The following is a 20,080-nucleotide window of genomic DNA, read 5'->3' on the forward strand; positions in this document are numbered from 1 at the left end:
CGCGCTATAAGGGCGTCATCGTGCAGATATAGATATGTTCAACGGAAAAGGACCATCCTTTGGCCGAATCATCTGCTACGTTCCTATTATTCGGCGCTACGGGGGATCTCGCGCGACGGATGATCTTCCCTTCGCTCTATAATCTCCTGTCCGACGGGCTGCTGCCTGACGATTTCCTGATCGTCGCCTCCGGCAGGTCGGAACTGGACGACGACGCCTTTCGCGACGATGTCGACGCGGCGCTGCGCCAGTTTCTGGCGGCCGACCGCTATGACAGCCAAGTCGCCGCCACCTTCCGCGCGATGATCTGCTATCAGCCGGTGGAGGCAGGCAATGCGACCCAGTTCGCCGCCCTTGCCGATCGGATCGACGGGCGGCTGGAACGCGGCCTGTCGGTCTATCTTTCTACCCCGCCATCGCTGTTCGCCCCCACGGCGCAGGGTCTGGCGGACGCCGGCCTCATCACCCCGCTGACCCGGATCGCGATGGAAAAGCCGATCGGCAAGGATCTGGCCTCCTCCAAACAGGTCAATGACGGCATCGGCGCACTGTTCGAAGAGGATCAGATTTTCCGCGTCGACCATTATCTGGGCAAGGAAACCGTCCAGAACCTGCTGGCGCTGCGCTTTGGCAATCTGATGTTCGAACCCTTGTGGAACGCGACCGGCATCGACCATGTCCAGATCACTGTCGGCGAAACCGTGGGTCTGGAAGGCCGCGTCTCTTATTATGACGGCGTCGGCGCGCTGCGCGACATGGTGCAGAACCATATGCTCCAGATTCTGTCGATCATCGCCATGGAGCCGCCCGCCCGCATGGACCCGACCGCGGTGCGCGATGAAAAGGTGAAGGCGCTGCGCTCGCTGCGCCCGATGACCGCCGAAACCGTCAAGACGCATAGCGTGCGCGGCCAATATACGCCGGGCGCCGTGGGCGGCCAGATCGTCACCGGCTATGCCGACGAACTGGGCAAGCCATCGACCACGGAAACCTTCGTCGCGGTAAAGGCCTATATCGACAATTGGCGCTGGCAGGGCGTCCCCTTCTACCTGCGCACCGGCAAGCGGATGCCGGAACGCCAGTCCGAAATCATGATCCAGTTCAAGCCGGTCCGGCACTCCATCTTCGGGCGGGACGGCCATGGATCGGGGCTTGAATCCAACACGATGGTCATCCGCCTTCAACCCGAAGAATATATCCGCCTGACCATCATGTCGAAACGGCCCGGCCTCGAACGGCAGGTGCATCTCGACGAAGTGACGCTCGACGTCTCGCTGACCGCCGCCTTTGCCGGGCAGCGCCGCCGCATCGCCTATGAACGGCTGATCCTCGATCTTCTGGCCGGCGATCCCACCCTGTTCGTCCGCCGTGACGAGGTGGAGGCGCAATGGACCTGGATCGATTCGATCATCGACGGGTGGAAGGAAGCCAATATGAAACCCGCCCCCTATTCTTCCGGGAACTGGGGTCCATCCTCGGCCATTGCCCTTATCGAACGTGACGGAGCCAGCTGGCATGACTGAACTGAACCCCATCATCGCCAAGGTGACGGAACGCATCGCAAAGCGCAGCGCCAGGAGCCGCCGCCATTATCTCGACCTGATCGAGCGTGGCCGCGACGCTGGCACCAACCGCGATCAGCTAAGCTGCGGCAACCTCGCCCATGCCTTTGCCGCCAGTGGCGAGGACAAGCCGGTCATTCGCACCGGCGCGGCGATGAATATCGGCATCGTCACGGCCTATAACGACATGCTCTCGGCGCATCAGCCCTATGGCCGCTATCCCGAAGCGATCAAGCTGGCCGCCCGCGAAGTCGGCGCCACGGCCCAGGTGGCGGGCGGCGTCCCCGCCATGTGCGACGGCGTGACCCAGGGGCAGGCGGGCATGGACCTTTCGCTCTTCAGCCGCGACACGATCGCGCTGTCGACCGCCATCTCCCTGTCCCACGCCATGTTCGAAGGCGTCGCCCTGCTCGGCATCTGCGACAAGATCGTGCCCGGCCTGCTGATCGGCGCGCTGCGCTTTGGCCATCTGCCCACCATCCTGATCCCCGCCGGGCCGATGCCCTCCGGCCTTGCCAACAAGGAAAAGGTCCGCATCCGCCAGCTTTATGCCGAAGGGAAAGTGGGCAAGGACGAACTGCTCGAATCCGAAAGCGCCAGCTATCACGGCGCTGGCACCTGCACCTTCTACGGCACGGCGAACAGCAACCAGATGATGATGGAAGTGATGGGCCTTCACATGCCCGCCGCCGCCTTCGTCAATCCCGGCACGAAGCTGCGCCAGGAACTTACCCGCGCCGCGACTCACCGGCTGGCGTCGATTGGCTGGGCCAAAGACGGGCAACCAAATGACGATTATCGTCCCCTGGGTCACTGCGTCGACGAAAAGGCGATCGTCAACGCCATCATCGGCCTGATGGCGACCGGCGGATCGACCAACCATGCCATCCACCTGCCCGCCATCGCCCGCGCCGCCGGGATCAGCATCGACTGGACCGATTTCGCCGAACTCTCCGATGCCGTCCCGCTGCTCGCCCGCGTCTATCCCAATGGCTCGGGCGACGTGAACCATTTCCACGCCGCTGGCGGCATGAGCTATATCATCCGCGAACTGCTCGACAATGGCCTGCTCCATCGCGACATCATGACCGTCGCACGCGGCGACCTCACCGATTATGGCAAGGAACCCGTGCTGGAAAATGAAGCGCTCCAGTGGCGCGACGTCCCCGCCTCGCGCGATGAAAACATGCTCCGCCCCGTTGCCAATCCGTTCAGCGCCGATGGCGGGATGAAGCTGCTGGCGGGCAATCTGGGCCGCTGCGTCATGAAGGTCAGCGCCGTCGATCCCGCGCTCTGGACCATTGAGGCGCCAGCCGCGATATTCCACGATCAGGACGACGTCCTGCGCGCCTTCAAGGCGGGCGAACTGGAACGCGACGTCGTGGTCGTCGTCCGCTTCCAGGGGCCAAAGGCCAACGGCATGCCCGAACTGCACAAGCTGACGCCTGCGCTTGGCGTGCTGCAGGATCGCGGGTTCAAGGTCGCGCTGGTGACCGACGGGCGCATGTCCGGCGCATCCGGCAAAGTCCCCGCCGCCATCCATCTTTCGCCCGAAGCCTTGGGCGGCGGTGCCATCGGCAAGCTGCGCGATGGCGATCTTGTCCGGGTCTGCGCGCAGAGCGGCACCATCGACGCGCTGGTCGACGCCGCGACCTGGGACGCGCGCGACATCCCCGCCGCGCCGCCCCCGCCCTATGATACGGGCCGCGAACTGTTCGCCCTGTTCCGCCATCATAGCGACCTGGCCGAACAGGGGGCGTCCCCCATTCTCGCCGCCATGGAAGCCGAACTATAATCTCCACCGTCATCCCGGCCAACGCCGGGATCTCTCTTCTGCTTGCGCCACGCAAAGGAAGAGGGATGCCAGCCTGCGCTGGCATGACGGACATAATGATAGGATGTCCTGATGACCAACATCATCGCTGCCGACATTGGCGGCACCAACGCCCGCTTCGCGCGCGCCTCGCTCGATGAAAGCGGCGTGCCGACGCTCGGCACGGTGCGCAAATATAAGGTCGCCGACTATTCCAGCCTGCAATCCTGCTGGGCCGCCTTCACGCAGGATGAGGCGGATAGCGGCGCGGGCGACCTGCCCGACGCCGTCTCCATCGCCTTTGCCACCGCCATTGGCCGCGACGTCATCAAGCTGACCAACTCCAGCTGGGTGATCCGCGCCGATACGCTGGCCGAGGATCTGGGCGTTCGCACGGTCAAGCTGGTCAATGATTTCGAAGCGGTCGCCCATGCCGTCTCTCGCCTTCCGCAAGACAATCTGCCCTTGCTGTTCGGCGAGGATCGCCCCTTCCCCCGCGATGGCGGCGTCACCATCCTTGGCCCCGGCACCGGCCTTGGCGTTGCGATGATCGCCTATGACAATGGCCACCCCCACGTCATCGCGACCGAAGGCGGCCATCTCGATTTCGCCCCGCTCGACAGTCTGGAAGAAAAAATCCTCGCCTATCTGCGCGACAAGTTCCTGCGTGTTTCGACCGAGCGGATCGTGTCCGGCCCCGGCCTCAACAATATCTACAAGGCGATGGCGACGATCGGCCATCATCGCGTGATGTTGATGGAAGACCCCGAATTGTGGCAGGCGGCACTGGATGACAGCGATGCCTTCGCCCGCAATGCGCTCGAACGCTTCTGCCTCTGCTACGGCTCGGTCGCGGGTGATCTTGCGCTGGCCCATGGTCCCCATGCCGTCGTGCTGGCCGGTGGCCTGACCCAACGGATGCGCGATTTCCTGCCGCACAGCGGCTTCCACACCCGTTTCAAGGCCAAGGGCCGGTTCGAAAGCCTGATGGCATCCGTTCCGATCCGCATGGCCGTCCATGATGAAATCGGCCTTTTCGGGGCCGCCGCCGCCTTCAGGGAGCAATGATTATGAGCGAATTGACCGTCGAACAGGTGATGGAGCTGGCCCCGGTGATCCCGGTGCTGGTGGTCGATCGGGTGGAGGACGCCCTCACCATCGCCCGCGCGCTCGTCGCCGGTGGCCTGCCCGCGCTCGAAGTCACGCTGCGCACCCCCGCCGCGCTCGACGTGATCCGCGAAATGAGCCAGGTGGAGGGCGCTGTCGTCGGCGCCGGCACCGTCCTCAATCCCGATCAGCTCGACGCCGCGATGGCGGCAGGCGCGCGCTTCGTCGTCAGCCCCGGCCTGACCGAACCGCTGGGCAAGGCCGCGATCGCCGCGAACATCCCCTTCCTGCCCGGCACCGCCACGGCGGGCGACATCATGCGCGGCATGGACATGGGCCTTACCCATTTCAAATTCTTCCCCGCCGAAACATCGGGCGGCCTGCCCGCGCTCAAGGCGCTTGCCGCGCCGCTGCACACCGCCCGTTTCTGCCCGACCGGCGGCATCACGCTGGAAAGCGCGCCGACATGGCTGGCCCAGCCCTTCATCAAATGCGTCGGCGGCAGCTGGGTCGTGCCCAAGGGGCCGGTCGACGGCGCGAAGATCGAGCAACTGGCGCGCGCCGCCGCCGCCCTCCCGCGCGGATGATCGTGCGCGGGTGACGGGGCCATTGCGCGCCGTCACCCGCCACCCTAGATGCAGGTTCATGATGACCCGTCGGCTGCTGCCCTATCTCGCCCTGCTCCTGTCCGGCTGCACCGGCGGACAGCTGACCTATCCCTCGCTCGCCAAGCGGCCGATCGAGAGCGCCCCGGTAGCGCAGGCCGCGCCGCCCCCCGCCCCGGTCGCCGCCGACGCCCAGCTGACCGAGCAGATCGCCCGCTTCACAGCGCAGGCGGAAACCGGCCGGACCGGCTTCGACGCCGCCTATGCCAAAGCGGAAAAAGCCGCCCGCGCCGCATCTGGATCGTCCGTCTCCAGCGACGCCTGGGTCGCCGCGCAGGTCGCCATCAGCGCGCTGGAAACCGCCCGTAACGACAGCGTTTCCGCCCTCGCCAGCCTCGACACCCTCTATGTCAATCGCACCAGCGCCATTGCCGATGGCAAGGAAAGCGGCGGCCTCGACGCCCTCGACTCCGCCCGCACCACGGCCCTCGCCATCGTCGACAGCCAGAATGACCGCATCGACGCGCTCAAGGGACAACTGGCCCAGCCTTAGGGCGGAATAAACCCCACTCCGTTCGTTTCGAGCGAAGTCGAGAAACCTGTGCGCGACGTTTCTCGACTTCGCTCGAAACGAACGGGTTAGGATAGAGTCATCGCGCCCTAAACCGCGTCCACCGCTGCCTTATGCGCCCGCGCATAGTCGACATAGCGCGCCGCGCCGCCGCTCAGCTTCTTCACCATCTCGTCGGACAGGTCGCGCATATATTTGGCCGGTCGCCCCGCCCATAATTGCCGCCCCGGAAGGCGCTTGCCCGGCGACAGCAAGGCACCCGCCGCCAGCATCCCGTCACTCTCGATCACGCAGCCGTCCATGACGATCGCGCCCAGCCCGACAAACGCCCGGTCCTCCAGCGTGCAACCATGCACCATCGCCATATGGCCGATCAGCACATCATCCCCGATGATGGTCGGCCATCCTTCCAGCGGCCGGTCGATCCCGTCGCCGGGGCTGTCGCAATGGATCACCGTGCCGTCCTGCACATTGCTGCGCGCGCCGATCCGTATCCGGTTCACATCGGCGCGGATGACGCAATTATACCAGATGCTCGCATCCTCGCCGATCTCGACATCGCCGATGATCCGGCATCCCGGCGCGATGAAGGCGCTGGGGTGGATGACCGGCGCCTTGCCCTTGAACGGGACGATGCTGACGCCCGGATAATCGCTCATCTCAAGCTCCCAGCAGCCGCGCCGCATGCAGCGCATGATAGGTCAGGACGCCCGAACAGCCCGCCCGCTTGAACGCCATCAGCGTTTCGAGCACCAGCGCGTCGCGGTCCCCCGCGCCAGCGGCAGCGGCATGTTCGATCATCGCATATTCGCCCGACACCTGATAGGCGAACACCGGCACCGCGAACTGGTCCTTCACACGGGCGATGATGTCCAGATAGGGCAGCCCCGGCTTCACCATCACGCTGTCCGCTCCCTCGGCCAGGTCCAGCGCCACCTCGCGCAATGCCTCTTGCCCATTGGCCGGGTCCATCTGGTAATTTTTCTTGTCGCCCTTCAGCAACCCGCGCGATCCCACCGCATCGCGGAACGGCCCGTAGAATGCGCTCGCATATTTGGCCGCATAGGACATGATCTGGACATTGACATGGCCCTCGCCCTCCAGCGCCGCGCGGATCGCGCCGACCCGCCCGTCCATCATGTCGCTGGGCGCAATGATGTCCGCCCCCGCGGCCGCCTGATTGAGCGACTGGCCAATCAGCACATCGACGGTCGCATCGTTGAGGACATAGCCCCCATCGTCCAGCAGCCCGTCCTGTCCATGCGCGGTATAGGGGTCCAGCGCCACGTCGGTCAGCACGCCAATGTCCGGCACCGCATCCTTGATCGCCCGGATCGCCCGGCACATCAGATTGTCGGGGTTCAGCGCCTCTGCGCCATCGTCGCTGCGCCGCTCGGCCTGCGTATTGGGGAACAGCGCCAGGCAAGGAATGCCCGCATCCCGCGCTTCCCGCGCCCGCGTGACGATGCCATCCACCGACCATCGCGACACGCCCGGCAGCGCCCCGATCGGCTCCTCCACCCCGTCGCCCTCAGTCACGAACAGGGGCCAGATGAAATCGCTGGGCGACAGGCGATTTTCCGCAAACATCGCCCGGCTCCACGCCGAAGCCCGCGCGCGCCGCATCCGCAGCGCCGGATAGGAAGATTGGGTCATGGCGCGGGTCTAGGCGCGCGAAGCCGGGGGATCAAGCCAGAGTGATCGAACACAAGCCAGCGCCCCGCTCCCCTCGACAGGAAGACCGCTCCATCCCCCATCCCCCATTCCCCCGCGCCTGCCCCTGCGATAGAAGGCCATCATGCACGCCATCCACCATATCGCCGTCATCTGTTCCGACTATGCCCGCTCGCGCGCCTTTTACCGCGACATATTGCAGTTGCCGGTGATCCGCGAAGTGTGGCGCGCCGAGCGCCAGTCTTGGAAGTGCGATCTTGACGCAGGCAATGCCCAGATCGAGCTGTTTTCCTTCCCCAATCCGCCTGCCCGCACCAGCCGCCCCGAAGCCTGCGGCCTGCGGCACCTTGCCTTCACCGTCGCCAATATCGATGCGGAAGTGGCGCGGCTCGACGCCGCCGGGGTCGCGTGCGAACCGATCCGGATCGACGAATATACCGGCCAGCGCTTCACCTTCTTCACCGACCCTGACGGACTGCCGCTCGAACTGTATGAGCAACCAGCGCCCTGACCGCCGCTACCTGGCAAAGCGCCGGAAGAAACTGTCCGCGTTCCAGGTCGGCCGCGCCGCGCCATTGGCCACGCGCAGCGTCACCGCCGTCACATAGTCGTTCAGCTTCGCGCTTTCGGCGGGCATTACCGGCTGGTTCAGATCGTCGAACGGCGAATGGTAGATATTCGCCCGCCACGCCTTTTCTACCGTCGCTTCGGGCGTCCCCGCCTTGAACCCATATTTGAAGAACAGCGCCGGTATGCCCTCGCGGATGAAGGCATATTGGTCCGACCGGATGAACACGTTGCGGTCGGGAAAGGGGTCGGGCGTGATCGGCAGGTTCATCGCCGCGCTCACGGCTTCCGCATCCTTGCCCAGCGAACTTTGGTCATAGCCGATCGGCGTCACGCTGGTCAGCGGGAAGATCGGCAGCGCCATGTCGAAATTCAGGTCCGCAATGATGCTCTTCTGCGGCACGGTCGGGCGGCGAGCGAAATAGCGGGAGCCCAGCAACCCCTTCTCCTCCGCCGTGACGATGGCGAACAGGATCGACCGTTTGGGCTTCACCTTGCCGGCTTTGAGCGCGCGCCCGATCTCCAGCAGGCTGGCCACTCCGGACGCATTGTCCAGCGCGCCATTATAGATCGCATCGCCCTTGATCGGCGTACCCACGCCATAGCCGTCCAGATGCGCCGACAGCACGACATAGTCCTGCCGCAGCTTCGGGTCGCTACCGGGCAGCACCGCGATCAGATTGGGCGATGACAGGTCGGCCCGCGTCGCGCTCACCTGCGCCTTCAGCCGCAGCGCCAGCGGAAAGGACGCCACCGGCGCGGACGCATCCGCCGCCGCCACGATCGCGGCAAAATCCTGTCCCGACCCGGCAAACAGCATGTCGGACTTGGCCGGATCGAGCTGCGCGCTCAGGAAAGGCGTCTGCGTTTCGCGCATGCTGACATCGCTATAATAAAGCGCGGGCGCGCCCGACAGGGCGATCCGCCGTACCCACGGGATCTCCACCTGCCTGGGCGTGACCAGCGTGATCAGCCCCAGCGCGCCCTGCTCCGCCAGCCATTGCGACCGCTCCGAACGCGCATGGGATTTGAGCGCGCCCGAAAGGGTCGCCGGACCACCCGACAGCACGACGACGATCTTGCCCTTCAGGTCCAGCCCGGCAAAATCGTCATGCCCTGCTTCGGGCAGATGCAGGCCATAGCCCGCAAACACCATTGGCGCGTCGACGCTTTCGGGCACCGGCCCGCCCCCGCCGCCAAAGATCAGGTCGCCCGGCATCGCCAGCGGCACCTCCCCCTGCGGTCCCACCAGCGCCGCGCTGGACTTGTCGGACAGGATGCGCTGCTCCACAAACGCCACCGGCTGGCGATAACCCTGGGTGCCAGCGGGTTTCAGCCCCATCGCCTTGAACTGCCCGATCACATAGTCCGCCGCCCGGTCATAGCCCGGCGTCCCGGTCCCGCGCCCCTCCATCGCATCATTGGCCAGCGCCTCGACATGCGCCCACCAGCGCGCGCCCTTGTCCCCCTCGCCCGCGGCCGGCGCGGCGCTGCCCGCCATCAACGCGATCAGGGATATGCCGAAGGAAAGGCCGCGCATGGTCGTGCTACTCCGTTCTAATCTCGTCTCTATCTTGCCTTATCCTGCCTGACGAACAAGGGGGCTTGGAACCGCTACCATGAACGTGTATTACAATGGCAATACAGTATGGAGATGACGATGACCCGTTCCCCTTCCCTGTCGGCTCTGCTGCTTGCCGGGCTCGCCCTGTCGACCGCCGCCTGCTCGCGCCCTGCCGATGATGCCGCGCCCGCCGCGAAGGGCGGCGCGACGCAGGACTGGTCGACGCTCAAGGATTTCAACGCCATCGAAGCAACCGGCCCGGACGATGTCGCCGTGACGATCGGCGATGCCTATTCGGTCCGCGCGGAGGGCGATCCCAAGGCGATCGAAAGGCTCACCATCGCGGTCAAGGGCGACCGGCTGGTGATCGGCCGCAAATCGGACGGCAACTGGGCCTTTGGTCGCAAGAATGACGATGGCGACGTCACCGTCCATGTCACCATGCCCGCCATCCGCGCCGCTGCGCTGACCGGCGCAGGCGACTTCACCCTCGACCGGGCGGAGGGCGACATGCTGGACCTGTCGCTGACCGGCGCTGGCGATTTCGCCATTGGCGCCGTCAAACTGCGCAGCCTCAAGACCGACATTACAGGTGCCGGATCGGTCAAGATCGCGGGCACCGCCGACTCAGGCGAACTCGCCATCACCGGCGCGGGGGACATCGACGCCGACGACCTCAAACTGGGCACGGCCAAAGTGTCGATCCTGGGCGCGGGCAACATCGCCTTTGCGTCGGACGGCGCGGTCGCTATCAGGATCATGGGGCCGGGCGACGTGACGGTGAAGGGCAAGGCGCAATGTACGACCAGTGGCACAGGACCGGGCGAGGCGCGCTGCGCGCCCTGATCGGGGCGACCATCCTGATCGCGACGCCCGCACCGGCGGCGACCCGCGGCTATACCATCACCAGCTTCGACGCGATCCGGGTCGATGCGCCGATCACCGTCATCGTCACCACCGGCGCGGGCGCATCGGCCCGCGCGGAGGGGGATCAGGCGCTGCTCGACCGGCTGAACGTCGCCGTGTCGGGCCGCCTGCTCATCGTCGGCATCACCCGCGCGCGGCCCGGTGAAAAAGGCGGCGGCGCGGCGACCCTGCGCGTCTCCACCGGCGACCTGTCCCGCATCGTCCTGACCGGCGGCGGATCGGTCGCGGTCAGCCGGATGAAGGGGCTGCGCGGGGACATTGTGCTGGGCGGCAATGGCGACGTGAGCGTGGCGGCGGTCGATCTCGACCGGATCGACCTGTCGCTGGCGGGCGGTGGCCGCGCGACACTGACCGGGCGCACCGGCGTCGCTAATATCCGCGTCTCCGGCCCCGGCGCGGTCGCGGGCGAAGGTCTGCGCGCGCGGCAGGCGACCCTTGCCAATGACGGGCCGGGCAGCATCGCCCTCAGCGCAGACGTCACCGCCAAAATCACCGCCACTGGCTCCGGCGACGTCACCGTCGCTGGCAAGGCCGCCTGCTCGGTCGACAATCGCGGCACCGGGCGCATTGCCTGCGGCGGCGACTCCTATTGAACGATAATGACAAAGCGCCGTCGCTCTGGCATCGGCCGCTACGACTGGATGCGAACGGGGCGAACATGACGACTATCGGGATTTTCGGGGCAGCAGGCCGCATGGGCCGCGCCATTGCGCAGGTCGCGGCGGACGCCGGCCTTGGCATAGCGGGCGGCACCGACCGCGACGGCACTGGCGAGATCGCGCCGGGCATCGCCATCACCACCGATCCGCTCGCGCTCGCCGAGCGCAGCGACGTGCTGATCGACTTTTCCGTGCCGAGCGCCCTCTCTGTTCATCTCGATGTCTGCATTGCCGCCAACAAGCCGATCCTGATCGGCACCACTGGCCTTGAAGCCGTCCATCACGCCCTGATCGACGAAGCCGCCGCGATGATCCCCGTCCTCCAGACCGGCAACACGTCGCTTGGCGTCAACCTGCTCGCCGCGCTGGTGGAACAGGCCGCAGCGGGCCTTGGCGATGACTGGGATATCGAAATCGTCGAGATGCACCACCGGCACAAGGTCGATGCCCCGTCCGGCACCGCCCTGCTGCTGGGCCAGGCCGCTGCACGCGGACGCGGCATCACGCTCGCCGACCATAGCGAACGCGGTCGGGACGGCATCACCGGCGCACGGGCGCAGGGCGCGATCGGCTTTGCGGCCCTGCGCGGCGGATCGGTCGCGGGCGACCATCAGGTCATCTTCGCGACCGAAGGCGAACGGATCGAAATCGGCCATCGCGCCGAAAACCGCACCATCTTCGCCCGCGGCGCGGTCAAGGGCGCGCAATGGCTGATCGGCCAGAGCGTCGGTCGGTACGACATGAAGGGCGTATTGGGCCTCTGACGCCCCTGAGCATCGTCATGAACAAGGCCCAGATCTTCGACTTTTTCAGCCGCCTGGCCGAAGCCAATCCCGCGCCCGTGACGGAGCTGGAATATGGCAACCCCTATCAGCTGCTGGTCGCGGTGACGCTCTCGGCGCAGGCCACCGACGTCGGCGTCAACAAGGCGACCCGCGCCCTCTTCGCAGACGTCACGACGCCGCAGCAGATGGTCGATCTGGGCGAGGATGGCCTCAAAACCCATATCCGCACGATCGGCCTGTTCAATACCAAGGCGAAGAATGTCATCGCCCTGTCGGACATATTGGTCCGCGACTTTGGCGGGGAAGTGCCGCAGGATCGCGACACGCTGACCACCCTGCCCGGCGTCGGGCGCAAGACCGCCAATGTCGTCGTCAACACCGCCTTCGGGCAGGAAACCTTCGCGGTCGACACCCACATCTTCCGCGTCGGCAACCGCACCGGGCTGGCGCCGGGCAAGACGGTGCTGGCGGTCGAGGCGAAACTGGAAAAGCGCGTCCCCCAGCCCTTCCGCCGCGACGCCCATCACTGGCTGATCCTGCACGGCCGCTATATCTGCAAGGCGCGCAAACCCGAATGCTGGCGCTGCCCCGTCGCCGACCTGTGCCGGTTCAAGCCCAAGACCCCGCCGCCTGCCTGACGCCTGCTTGTTCTTCCTGCGTTCAGAACCGGTCGGCTAGGACGGTTTTCACAGTCCTGCGACGTCGATTCGTTCAAAGACGTCTCTAAGGAGAGAATATATGTCCGTCCGTTTCGCTTTGGGTTTCGCGCTGGCCCTGGCCGCCGCCCCCGCCATCGCCAAGACCACGCCCGACCCCTATGTCCCGACCGGCGCGAAGGCCATGGATTGCATCCCGCTAACCTCGATCCGCTCGACCAATGTTCGCGATGACCGCACCATCGATTTCATCATGAACGGCAATAAAATCTACCGCAACACCCTGCCCAACAGCTGCCCCAGCCTGGGCTTTGAAAAGCGCTTTTCCTACCGCACCAGCCTGTCGCAACTCTGTTCGGTCGATATCATCACCGTGCTGTGGAACAATGGTCCCGGCCTGCAACCGGGAGCCAGCTGTGGCCTGGGCAAATTCCAGCCGATGAAAAAAGCATCGAAATAAGATGGCCCGGCGGCGATTTTGCCGCTGGCGCGGACGAACGGCCTTTGCTAAGCGGCCTGTCTGACACGGCTCACCGGCCAGCGTCATGCACCCATAGCTCAGCTGGATAGAGCGTTGCCCTCCGAAGGCAAAGGCCAGTGGTTCGAATCCACTTGGGTGCACCACCCCATCAGGGGGCACGCAATTTCCTATATCCCGGCGGCCTAGGCCCGATAGCTTCGAACTCCCGCCGCCATGCGCCGGGCCAGCACTTCGGACAATAGCAGGGCGGTCAGCGACAGCAGGATCGACGCGATCGCCAACCGCGTGACCACGGCCTCCGCGCCGGGCGCTTGCAACGCCGCGTAGATGGCGATGGGCAGCGTGCGGGTTTCGCCGGGAATATCGGATACGAAGGTGATGGTCGCGCCGAATTCGCCGATCGAGCGGGCAAAGCCCAGTATCACCCCCGCCAGCACGCCAGGCAGCGATAGCGGCAGGGAAATGGTCAGGAACACCCGCAACGGTCCGGCCCCCAGCGTCCGGGCCGCGCCTTCCAGCCGTCGATCCACCGCCTCGATCGAAAGGCGGATCGCCCGCACCATCAGCGGCATGGCCATGATCCCGGCAGCCAGTGCCGCGCCGGTCCAGCGGAACAGCAGGGTGATGCCGAACCAGTCCGCCAGCCAGCGCCCGATCGGACCGTTCGCGCCGAACAGCAGCAGCAATAGCCACCCGGTAACTACCGGCGGCACCACCAGCGGCAGATAGACCAGCGCGTCCAGCAGCATCCGGCCGGGGAAGCGCCACCGCGCCAATATCCAGGCCAGCGCGAACGCAATCGGCAGCATCGCGCCGACCGCAACCGCGCTGACCTTAATCGACAGGGCGATGATCGGCCAGTAATCGGGCGGCAGGTCCAGCATCACGTCATGCTCCTGCGCTGGGTCCGGCGGGCGGGCATCATTCGAAATCCATCTGGACGATATGCGCGGACAGGCGCTCCGCCTCCGCCAGGTCGTGGGTGACATACAGGATCGGCACGCCCACCTCGTCCCGCAACCGTTCGACAAGCTGCAATATGTCGGTGCGCCGCGCGCGGTCGATCGACGCCAGCGGTTCGTCCATCAACAGGCAGGACGGGTGCGTCAGCAGAGCGCGGCCAATCGCCACGCGCTGCGCCTCCCCCATCGACAGGGTCGATGGCCAGCGATCGAGCAACCCCGCTATGCCAAGGAAGCGGGCCATCTCCTCCAGCGCCTCGGCAGCATCGGGCGAACGACGCACACCGTAGAGAAGATTGCCGCGCACCCGCAGGTGCGGGAACAGCCGGGCGTCCTGAAAGATATAGCCCAGACGCCGATGTTCCGGCGCGACATTGATGCCCCGCGCGGCGTCGAACAGCGGCACGTCGCCCACATGGATATGGCCGCCATCGGGCCGCAACAGCCCGGCGACCATGTTGAGTATGGTCGTCTTGCCCACCCCCGACGGGCCGAGCAACGCCGTCACGCCCTGCCCGGCATCGATCCTGCACGCGATCCGCCGATCACCCAGGTCGCGCCAGACGTCGATGCGGAAAGTCGACGCGGTCGCAGGCGGCGATGGATCGGGACGGGCTGTCACAGCGGGGCGGGGAACGGACATTGCCGCCCTTGTGCCCCGATCCGCTCAGCCGATGCAAGCGCGCAGCGATGGCGCCCGGCGATCCATCGCGACGTCGGCATGAACCCCCGCTCAGCCGGGCGCAGCGGCCGATCCCGCCAGCAGCCCGCCATCGATATTCACCTCCGTCCCGGTGATATAGGTCGCCTCGTCGGACGCCAGCATGACCGCGACCGTCGCGACTTCATCGCTCGTGCCGAACCGCTTGAGCGGCGTATCGGCGACCAGCGCCGCCATCCGCGCCTCCCGATCCGGGCCATCGCCGATCATGCTTTCCCACATCGGCGTCAGGATCGCGGCGGGGTGGATCGAATTGCAGCGTATGGCCCAGCCCTGCTGCGCGCAATAGAGCGCCACCGACTTGCTATGGTTGCGGATCGCCGCCTTGGACGAGGCATAGGCCGCCGCCAGCGGAATGCCGACCAGCCCCGACCGCGACGAAATGTTGATGATCGATCCGCTGCCCTGCGCCTTCATCGCGCCGATCGCATAGCGACACCCCAGAAAGGTGCCGTCCAGGTTGACGTGGTGGACCGCCCGCCAGTCGGCCAGCGTCGCATGTTCAGGATCATGGGCGACCATGCCCTGTTCGAACCCGGTTACCCCGGCATTGTTCACCATCACGTCGATCACAGGAACTGCCTCGGCCAGCCGCGCCCAGTCCGCCTCCTCCCGCACATCCAGCGCGATGAAGCGGCAGCCGATTTCAGCCGCCGCCGCAGCCCCGCCCTCCTCATCAATATCGGTCAGGATGACGCGCGCGCCTTCGGCATGAAAACGCGCCGCGATCGCCCGGCCAATGCCGCGCGCAGCGCCAGTGACGACGCAAATCTTGTTGGTCAATTTATGCATGATATTCTCGAAACAGAGCCAGATGGGCGGATTGCTCCGCTGCTATAGGTCGTGCCGCTTCAGCGGTTACGCTGGTTCATTTCGATAACTCCTGTTGCCCCTCAGATTAGGCGGATCGCCGCCCTGGCGCAACAGGCTATGGCCTTATGTTCCCAAAACCTGCCGCTCATGGTCCAGCAGCCATGTCTTGGCCGCCAGCCCGCCGGCAAAACCCGTCAGCGCCCCGTTACTGCCCACCACCCTGTGGCATGGCGCAAGGATCGACAGCGGATTGCGGCCATTGGCCGCCCCCACGGCGCGCGATGCGGTCGGCTGGCCGATGGCGCTGGCGATCGCGCCATAGCTGCGCGTCTCCCCGAACGGGATCGCCAGCAAGGCCGCCCACACCCGTTGCTGAAAGGCCGTGCCGCGCATATCCAGCGGCACGTCGAAATGCTGCCGCGCCCCGGCGAAATAATCCGCCAGTTGCGTCGCGGCCTGCCGCAGGACCGGATGGTCGGGCCGTGCCGCCGTCACCGGCAGGCGTACCCGTGCGGGATCGTCATCCTCCCACAACACCGCCACCAGTCCGGCGTCACTGGCCACCAGCGTCAATGTGCCGACGGGCGAAGGAAACAGGGTCGTGGCTAGCGTCATGGAACAGTCTCCCTATCGGTTCCGCCCCTTGCGATCAAAGCCGCCTTATTTCAGGCCGCCGCCCATGGCACGATAGAGTTCGACCATATTGGTCGCGCGGGTCAGCCGCGTCGCCAGCAGGCTTTGCTCCGCCGTGAACAGCGCACGCTGCGAATCCAGCGTCGTCAGGAAGGGATCGACCCCGGCCCGGAAACGCGCGTCCGACAGCGTATAGGCGGCCCGCGCCGAATCCCGTTGCGACGTCTGGGCTTCCATCTGCTGGGTCATCGTCCCCCGCCTTGCCAGCGCGTCCGCAACTTCGCGAAAGCCCGTCTGGACGCTCTTTTCATAGGTCGCCAGCATCGCGTCATAGGTCGCCCTGGCATAGGCCAGATTGCCCTTATTCTTGCCGAAGTCGAAGATCGGCAGCGAAGCTGACGGCGCGACCGACCAGAACTGGCTGCCCGACCCGAACAGATTGGACAGGCCCAGGCTCAGCGAACCGAACGCCGCCGTCAGCGAGATATTGGGGAAGAACGCCGCCCGCGCCGCGCCGATATTGGCGTTGGCGCTGCGCAACTGATGTTCGGCCGCCGCAATGTCCGGTCGCCGCAACAGGACGTCGGACGATATGTCGGCGGGCAGATTGTCGATCGTCGCGCCTGCCGCTGGCAGCGCATCGGGCAGATCGCTGGCCGGGACCGTCGTACCCGCCAGCAGATTGAGCGCATTCTGATCCTGCGCCACCAGCGTCAGCGTCTCGGCGATCGTCGATCGCGCCGAATCATAGCTGGTCTGCGCCTGCCGCACCTCCAGTTCGGACGCGATCCCCTTGGCAAAGCGCGCGCGGTTTAGTTCCAGCGTCTTGCCGAATGCGCTTTCCAGATCGCGCGCGATGCGCAGCCGTTCCTGGTCCGCCGCCATCGTCAGCCACGCATTGGCCACCTCCGCAATCAGCGCGGTCTGCGCTGCATTACGGGTTTCGACGCTGGCGAAATATTGCTCCTGCGCGGCCTTGCTCAGATTGCGGACCCGCCCGAACAGGTCGATTTCCCATGCCGATATGCCGACCTGCGCCTGATAAATATCCGTCCGACCCGACCCGGCGAGCGAAAAGGGCGAATCCTGATAGGTCGCATTGCCGCCTGCCGTCACACCGGGCAACAGGTCGGCGCGCTGCACCCGATATTGCGCCCGCGCCTGCTCCACATTGGCCAGCGCAACACGCAGATCGCGATTATTGGCGAGCGCTGTGTCAATGACCCGCGCCAGCCGCGCGTCGGTGAAGAAATCGCGCCATGCCGTATCGGCCGGAACGATCGCCGCCCCGTCCGCCGCGCCATAGGCCGGCCCCTGCGGGCTGCTCGCCGGAACCGGCAGCGCGGGCCGCACATATTTAGGCGCCATGTCGCAGGCGGCCAGCGCCAGCGACAGGGTGATGGCGCCCAGCGCCTTGATGTTACGCATCTCTTATGCCTCCTGCGGCGTGGCGGGCGTTGCCTGCTCTTGCGCCGCATCATGGGTCTTATGTTCACGGAACAGCCGCTTCACCACGGTGAAGAATACCGGCACGAAGAAGATCGCCAGCACTGTTGCGGACAACATGCCCCCGACCACGGCCCAGCCGATCGCATTCTGGCCACCGGCCCCTGCCCCGGTCGACAGCGCCAGCGGCAGCACGCCGAAGATGAAGGCAAAGCTGGTCATCAGGATCGGCCGCAGACGCAGCTTGCCTGCCTCCAGCGCGGCCGCGCCCGGCGACATGCCCTCGCGCATCTTCTCTTCGGCGAATTCCACGATCAGGATCGCATTCTTCGCCGACACGCCGATCGTCGTGATCAGGCCGACCTGAAGGTAGATGTCGTTGTTCAGCCCTGCCAGCGTGGCCGCGATCACCGCGCCCAAAACGCCCAGCGGCACCACCAGCATCACCGCGATCGGCACCGACCAGCTTTCATACAGCGCAGCCAGGCACAGGAACACGATCAGCATCGACAGGGCATAGACATAGGGTGCCTGCCCGCCGGACGTGCGTTCCTCATAGGAAATGCCGTTCCAGCTATAGCCGATGCCGGCGGGCAATTTGGCGGCATATTCCTCCATCGCCTTCATCGCCTCGCCGCTCGACACGCCGGGCGCGGGCGCGCCCTGTATGTTCATCGACGGCACGCCGTTGAACCGCTCCAGCCGCGCCGGACCCGTGACCCATTCCGTCGTGGAGAAGGCCGACAGGGGCGCCATGACGCCGCTGCTGCCCCGGACATGCAGCGCCCCGATCGAATCGGGGGTGGTGCGGAACGGCGCGTCGGCCTGCACGAACACGCGCTTCACCCGATCGCGATCAATGAAGTCATTGACATAGGCGCTGCCCAGATTGGTGCTGATCGTGTCGTTGACGTCCGCCTGCGCGATGCCCAGCGCACCCGCCGCCGCCTGATCGACGGTCAGCTTCAACTGCGCGCTGTCCTCCAGGCCATTGGGCCGCACCTGCGCCAATCGCTTGTCTTGCATCGCCATGCCCAGCAACTGGTTGCGCGCCTCCAGCAACTTTTCATGGCCCACACTGCCAAGGTCCAGCAACTGGAAGTCGAAACCCGACGCATTGCCCAGTTCCTGCACCGCTGGCGGCACGAACGCGATGACCATGCCTGCGGAAATCTTGTGCAGGGCGGCATTGGCGCGCTCGGCGATCGCCATGACGCTATTGTCCTGCCCCTTGCGCAGCTTCCAGTCCTTCATCGGCACGAAGGCGATGCCGACATTCTGGCCCTGACCGACAAAGCCAAAGCCGGAAATGGTAAAGACCGCCGCGACATTGTCCTTTTCCTGCGTCAGATAATAGTCGCGCACCCGGTCCAGCGTCCGCTCCGTCTCCTCGATCGTCGCGCCGGTGGGCAGCGAAATCTGGTTGATGATGCGGCCCTGATCCTCTTCGGGCAGGAAGCCGGTCGGCAGGCGCAGGAAGATGACCGCCATGCCCACCGTCACCAGGCCAAAGACCAGCATGGTCCGGCCCCAGCGCCGCTCGACCTTCTCGACGCCCTGCCCATAGCGGACAACGCCCTTGTCGAACGTGCGGTTGAACCAGCCGAAAAAGCCCTTCTGCGTCGCATGGTCATGCCGGGCCGGTTTCAGGATCGTGGCGCACAGCGCGGGCGTCAGGATCAGCGCGACCAGCACCGACAGGATCATGGACGAAACGATGGTGATCGAAAACTGGCGGAAGATGACGCCGGTGGACCCGCCAAAGAATGCCATGGGCAGGAACACCGCAGACAGGACGAGGCCGATGCCGATCAGCGCGCCGCTAATCTCGTCCATCGACTTTTTCGCCGCTTCCTTGGGACTGAGGCCTTCATCCTGAATCAGCCGCTCGACATTTTCGACGACGACGATGGCGTCGTCGACCAGCAGGCCGATCGCCAGCACCATGCCGAACAGGGTCAGCGTGTTGATGGTAAAGCCCGCTGCATGCAGGATCGCGAGCGATCCCAGCAGCACGACCGGCACGGCAATGGTGGGGATCAACGTCGCGCGCCAGTTCTGAAGGAACAGGAACATGACGACGAACACCAGCAACACTGCCTCGATCAGCGTGTGGATGACCTGTTCGACCGACAGTTTCACAAAGGTCGAGTTGTCGACCGGGAAGTCATATTTGACCCAGGACGGGAAATTCCTCGACAGCGTCTTGATCTGCGCCTTGACGTCCGTAACCGTGTCCAGCGCGTTGGCGCCCGGCGCCAGCTTGATGCCGAACCCGGCGGCCGGATGGCCGTTGAACTTCGCGCCAAAACTGTAATTTTCCGATCCCAGTTCGACCCGCGCGACGTCAGACAGCAGGACGACCGACCCGTCGCTGTTGCTGCGCAGGCGAATGGCGCGGAATTCCTCCGGCGTGCGCAAGCGCGACTGGGCGGTGACGGTGGCGTTGAGCGCCTGGCCCTTGGGCGATGGCGTGCCGCCGATCTGGCCTGCCGACACCTGCGCATTTTGCGCCTGGATCGCGGCCTTCACGT

20 protein-coding genes and 1 tRNA gene are annotated in these 20,080 nt (G+C 65.6%); 12 read left to right on the forward strand and 9 right to left on the reverse strand.

Annotation, left to right across the window (positions count from 1 at the left end; translation table 11 throughout):
- Nucleotides 1-59 precede the first annotated feature (59 nt).
- From zwf to SX1_RS08625, 5 genes are all read left to right on the forward strand, one after another.
- Nucleotides 60-1,523 (forward strand): glucose-6-phosphate dehydrogenase, encoded by a 1,464-nt coding sequence (gene zwf, locus SX1_RS08605; protein ID WP_026002580.1) that lies wholly within the window; start codon nucleotides 60-62, stop codon nucleotides 1,521-1,523.
- Nucleotides 1,516-3,357, forward strand: coding sequence for a phosphogluconate dehydratase (gene edd / locus SX1_RS08610; protein ID WP_019052659.1), 1,842 nt, complete (start codon nucleotides 1,516-1,518; stop codon nucleotides 3,355-3,357). Before zwf ends, edd begins: the two co-directional genes overlap by 8 nt.
- A 111-nt stretch (nucleotides 3,358-3,468) precedes the next feature.
- The gene (gene glk / locus SX1_RS08615; protein WP_019052660.1) at nucleotides 3,469-4,443 is read left to right on the forward strand and encodes a glucokinase; all 975 of its coding nucleotides are present in this window, start codon (nucleotides 3,469-3,471) and stop codon (nucleotides 4,441-4,443) included.
- Between the two features lie 2 nt (nucleotides 4,444-4,445).
- A complete protein-coding gene (eda, locus tag SX1_RS08620; RefSeq protein ID WP_026149598.1) occupies nucleotides 4,446-5,069 on the forward strand; it encodes a bifunctional 4-hydroxy-2-oxoglutarate aldolase/2-dehydro-3-deoxy-phosphogluconate aldolase in 624 nt (207 codons plus the stop codon).
- Between the two features lie 58 nt (nucleotides 5,070-5,127).
- Nucleotides 5,128-5,640 (forward strand): hypothetical protein, encoded by a 513-nt coding sequence (locus SX1_RS08625; protein ID WP_019052662.1) that lies wholly within the window; start codon nucleotides 5,128-5,130, stop codon nucleotides 5,638-5,640.
- Nucleotides 5,641-5,747: 107 nt separating this feature from the next.
- Here the strand turns inward: SX1_RS08625 and SX1_RS08630 are convergent, their stop codons facing one another.
- A complete protein-coding gene (locus tag SX1_RS08630; protein ID WP_026149599.1) occupies nucleotides 5,748-6,317 on the reverse strand; it encodes a gamma carbonic anhydrase family protein in 570 nt (189 codons plus the stop codon).
- Nucleotide 6,318: 1 nt separating this feature from the next.
- Nucleotides 6,319-7,314, reverse strand: coding sequence for a porphobilinogen synthase (gene hemB, locus SX1_RS08635; protein ID WP_019052664.1), 996 nt, complete (start codon nucleotides 7,312-7,314; stop codon nucleotides 6,319-6,321).
- Between the two features lie 142 nt (nucleotides 7,315-7,456).
- On the opposite strand from hemB, the gene gloA2 reads away from it, so the two are divergent.
- Nucleotides 7,457-7,843: an SMU1112c/YaeR family gloxylase I-like metalloprotein gene (gene gloA2 / locus SX1_RS08640; protein WP_019052665.1), complete on the forward strand. Its 387-nt coding sequence runs from the start codon at nucleotides 7,457-7,459 to the stop codon at nucleotides 7,841-7,843.
- Between the two features lie 6 nt (nucleotides 7,844-7,849).
- Here the strand turns inward: gloA2 and SX1_RS08645 are convergent, their stop codons facing one another.
- Nucleotides 7,850-9,439 carry a M28 family metallopeptidase gene (locus SX1_RS08645; protein ID WP_019052666.1) on the reverse strand — a complete coding sequence of 530 codons (1,590 nt, stop codon included), beginning with the start codon at nucleotides 9,437-9,439 and terminating at the stop codon, nucleotides 7,850-7,852.
- A gap of 108 nt (nucleotides 9,440-9,547) precedes the next feature.
- Here SX1_RS08645 and SX1_RS08650 point away from each other — a divergent pair, with 108 nt between their 5' ends.
- The 6 genes from SX1_RS08650 to SX1_RS08675 all read left to right on the forward strand — a co-directional run bounded on the left by SX1_RS08650 (nucleotide 9,548) and on the right by SX1_RS08675 (nucleotide 13,114).
- Nucleotides 9,548-10,309, forward strand: a complete 762-nt coding sequence (locus SX1_RS08650; RefSeq protein WP_019052667.1) for a head GIN domain-containing protein — start codon at nucleotides 9,548-9,550, stop codon at nucleotides 10,307-10,309.
- Complete coding sequence (locus SX1_RS08655) at nucleotides 10,261-10,983, forward strand: GIN domain-containing protein (RefSeq protein ID WP_019052668.1); 723 nt, start codon at nucleotides 10,261-10,263, stop codon at nucleotides 10,981-10,983. The genes SX1_RS08650 and SX1_RS08655 overlap by 49 nt, the downstream gene beginning before the upstream one ends.
- A gap of 65 nt (nucleotides 10,984-11,048) precedes the next feature.
- Entirely contained in the window at nucleotides 11,049-11,813 is a 765-nt protein-coding gene (gene dapB, locus SX1_RS08660; protein WP_026149600.1) for a 4-hydroxy-tetrahydrodipicolinate reductase, read from the forward strand.
- 17 nt (nucleotides 11,814-11,830) lie between these two features.
- Entirely contained in the window at nucleotides 11,831-12,472 is a 642-nt protein-coding gene (nth, locus tag SX1_RS08665; protein ID WP_019052670.1) for an endonuclease III, read from the forward strand.
- Nucleotides 12,473-12,572: 100 nt separating this feature from the next.
- Nucleotides 12,573-12,950: a hypothetical protein gene (locus SX1_RS08670; protein ID WP_017184191.1), complete on the forward strand. Its 378-nt coding sequence runs from the start codon at nucleotides 12,573-12,575 to the stop codon at nucleotides 12,948-12,950.
- Between the two features lie 87 nt (nucleotides 12,951-13,037).
- Nucleotides 13,038-13,114: transfer RNA gene (locus tag SX1_RS08675), tRNA-Arg, on the forward strand.
- Nucleotides 13,115-13,153: 39 nt separating this feature from the next.
- Here SX1_RS08675 and modB read toward each other — a convergent pair.
- The 6 genes from modB to SX1_RS22485 form a co-directional block, all read right to left on the reverse strand.
- The gene (gene modB, locus SX1_RS08680; protein WP_019052671.1) at nucleotides 13,154-13,855 is read right to left on the reverse strand and encodes a molybdate ABC transporter permease subunit; all 702 of its coding nucleotides are present in this window, start codon (nucleotides 13,853-13,855) and stop codon (nucleotides 13,154-13,156) included.
- A 37-nt stretch (nucleotides 13,856-13,892) separates the two neighbouring features.
- The gene (locus tag SX1_RS08685) at nucleotides 13,893-14,576 is read right to left on the reverse strand and encodes an ATP-binding cassette domain-containing protein (protein ID WP_019052672.1); all 684 of its coding nucleotides are present in this window, start codon (nucleotides 14,574-14,576) and stop codon (nucleotides 13,893-13,895) included.
- A gap of 90 nt (nucleotides 14,577-14,666) precedes the next feature.
- Nucleotides 14,667-15,446: an SDR family NAD(P)-dependent oxidoreductase gene (locus SX1_RS08690; RefSeq protein WP_019052673.1), complete on the reverse strand. Its 780-nt coding sequence runs from the start codon at nucleotides 15,444-15,446 to the stop codon at nucleotides 14,667-14,669.
- A 144-nt stretch (nucleotides 15,447-15,590) separates the two neighbouring features.
- Entirely contained in the window at nucleotides 15,591-16,082 is a 492-nt protein-coding gene (locus SX1_RS08695; RefSeq protein ID WP_019052674.1) for a methylated-DNA--[protein]-cysteine S-methyltransferase, read from the reverse strand.
- A gap of 45 nt (nucleotides 16,083-16,127) precedes the next feature.
- Nucleotides 16,128-17,528: an efflux transporter outer membrane subunit gene (locus SX1_RS08700; protein ID WP_019052675.1), complete on the reverse strand. Its 1,401-nt coding sequence runs from the start codon at nucleotides 17,526-17,528 to the stop codon at nucleotides 16,128-16,130.
- 3 nt (nucleotides 17,529-17,531) lie between these two features.
- Nucleotides 17,532-20,080: efflux RND transporter permease subunit (locus SX1_RS22485; RefSeq protein ID WP_019052676.1), on the reverse strand; the 2,549-nt coding region annotated here is incomplete at its 5' end.

Origin of the sequence: Sphingobium xenophagum NBRC 107872 (genome assembly GCF_000367345.1) — a bacterium.
In the GTDB taxonomy this organism is placed as follows: Bacteria; Pseudomonadota; Alphaproteobacteria; order Sphingomonadales; family Sphingomonadaceae; genus Sphingobium; species Sphingobium xenophagum.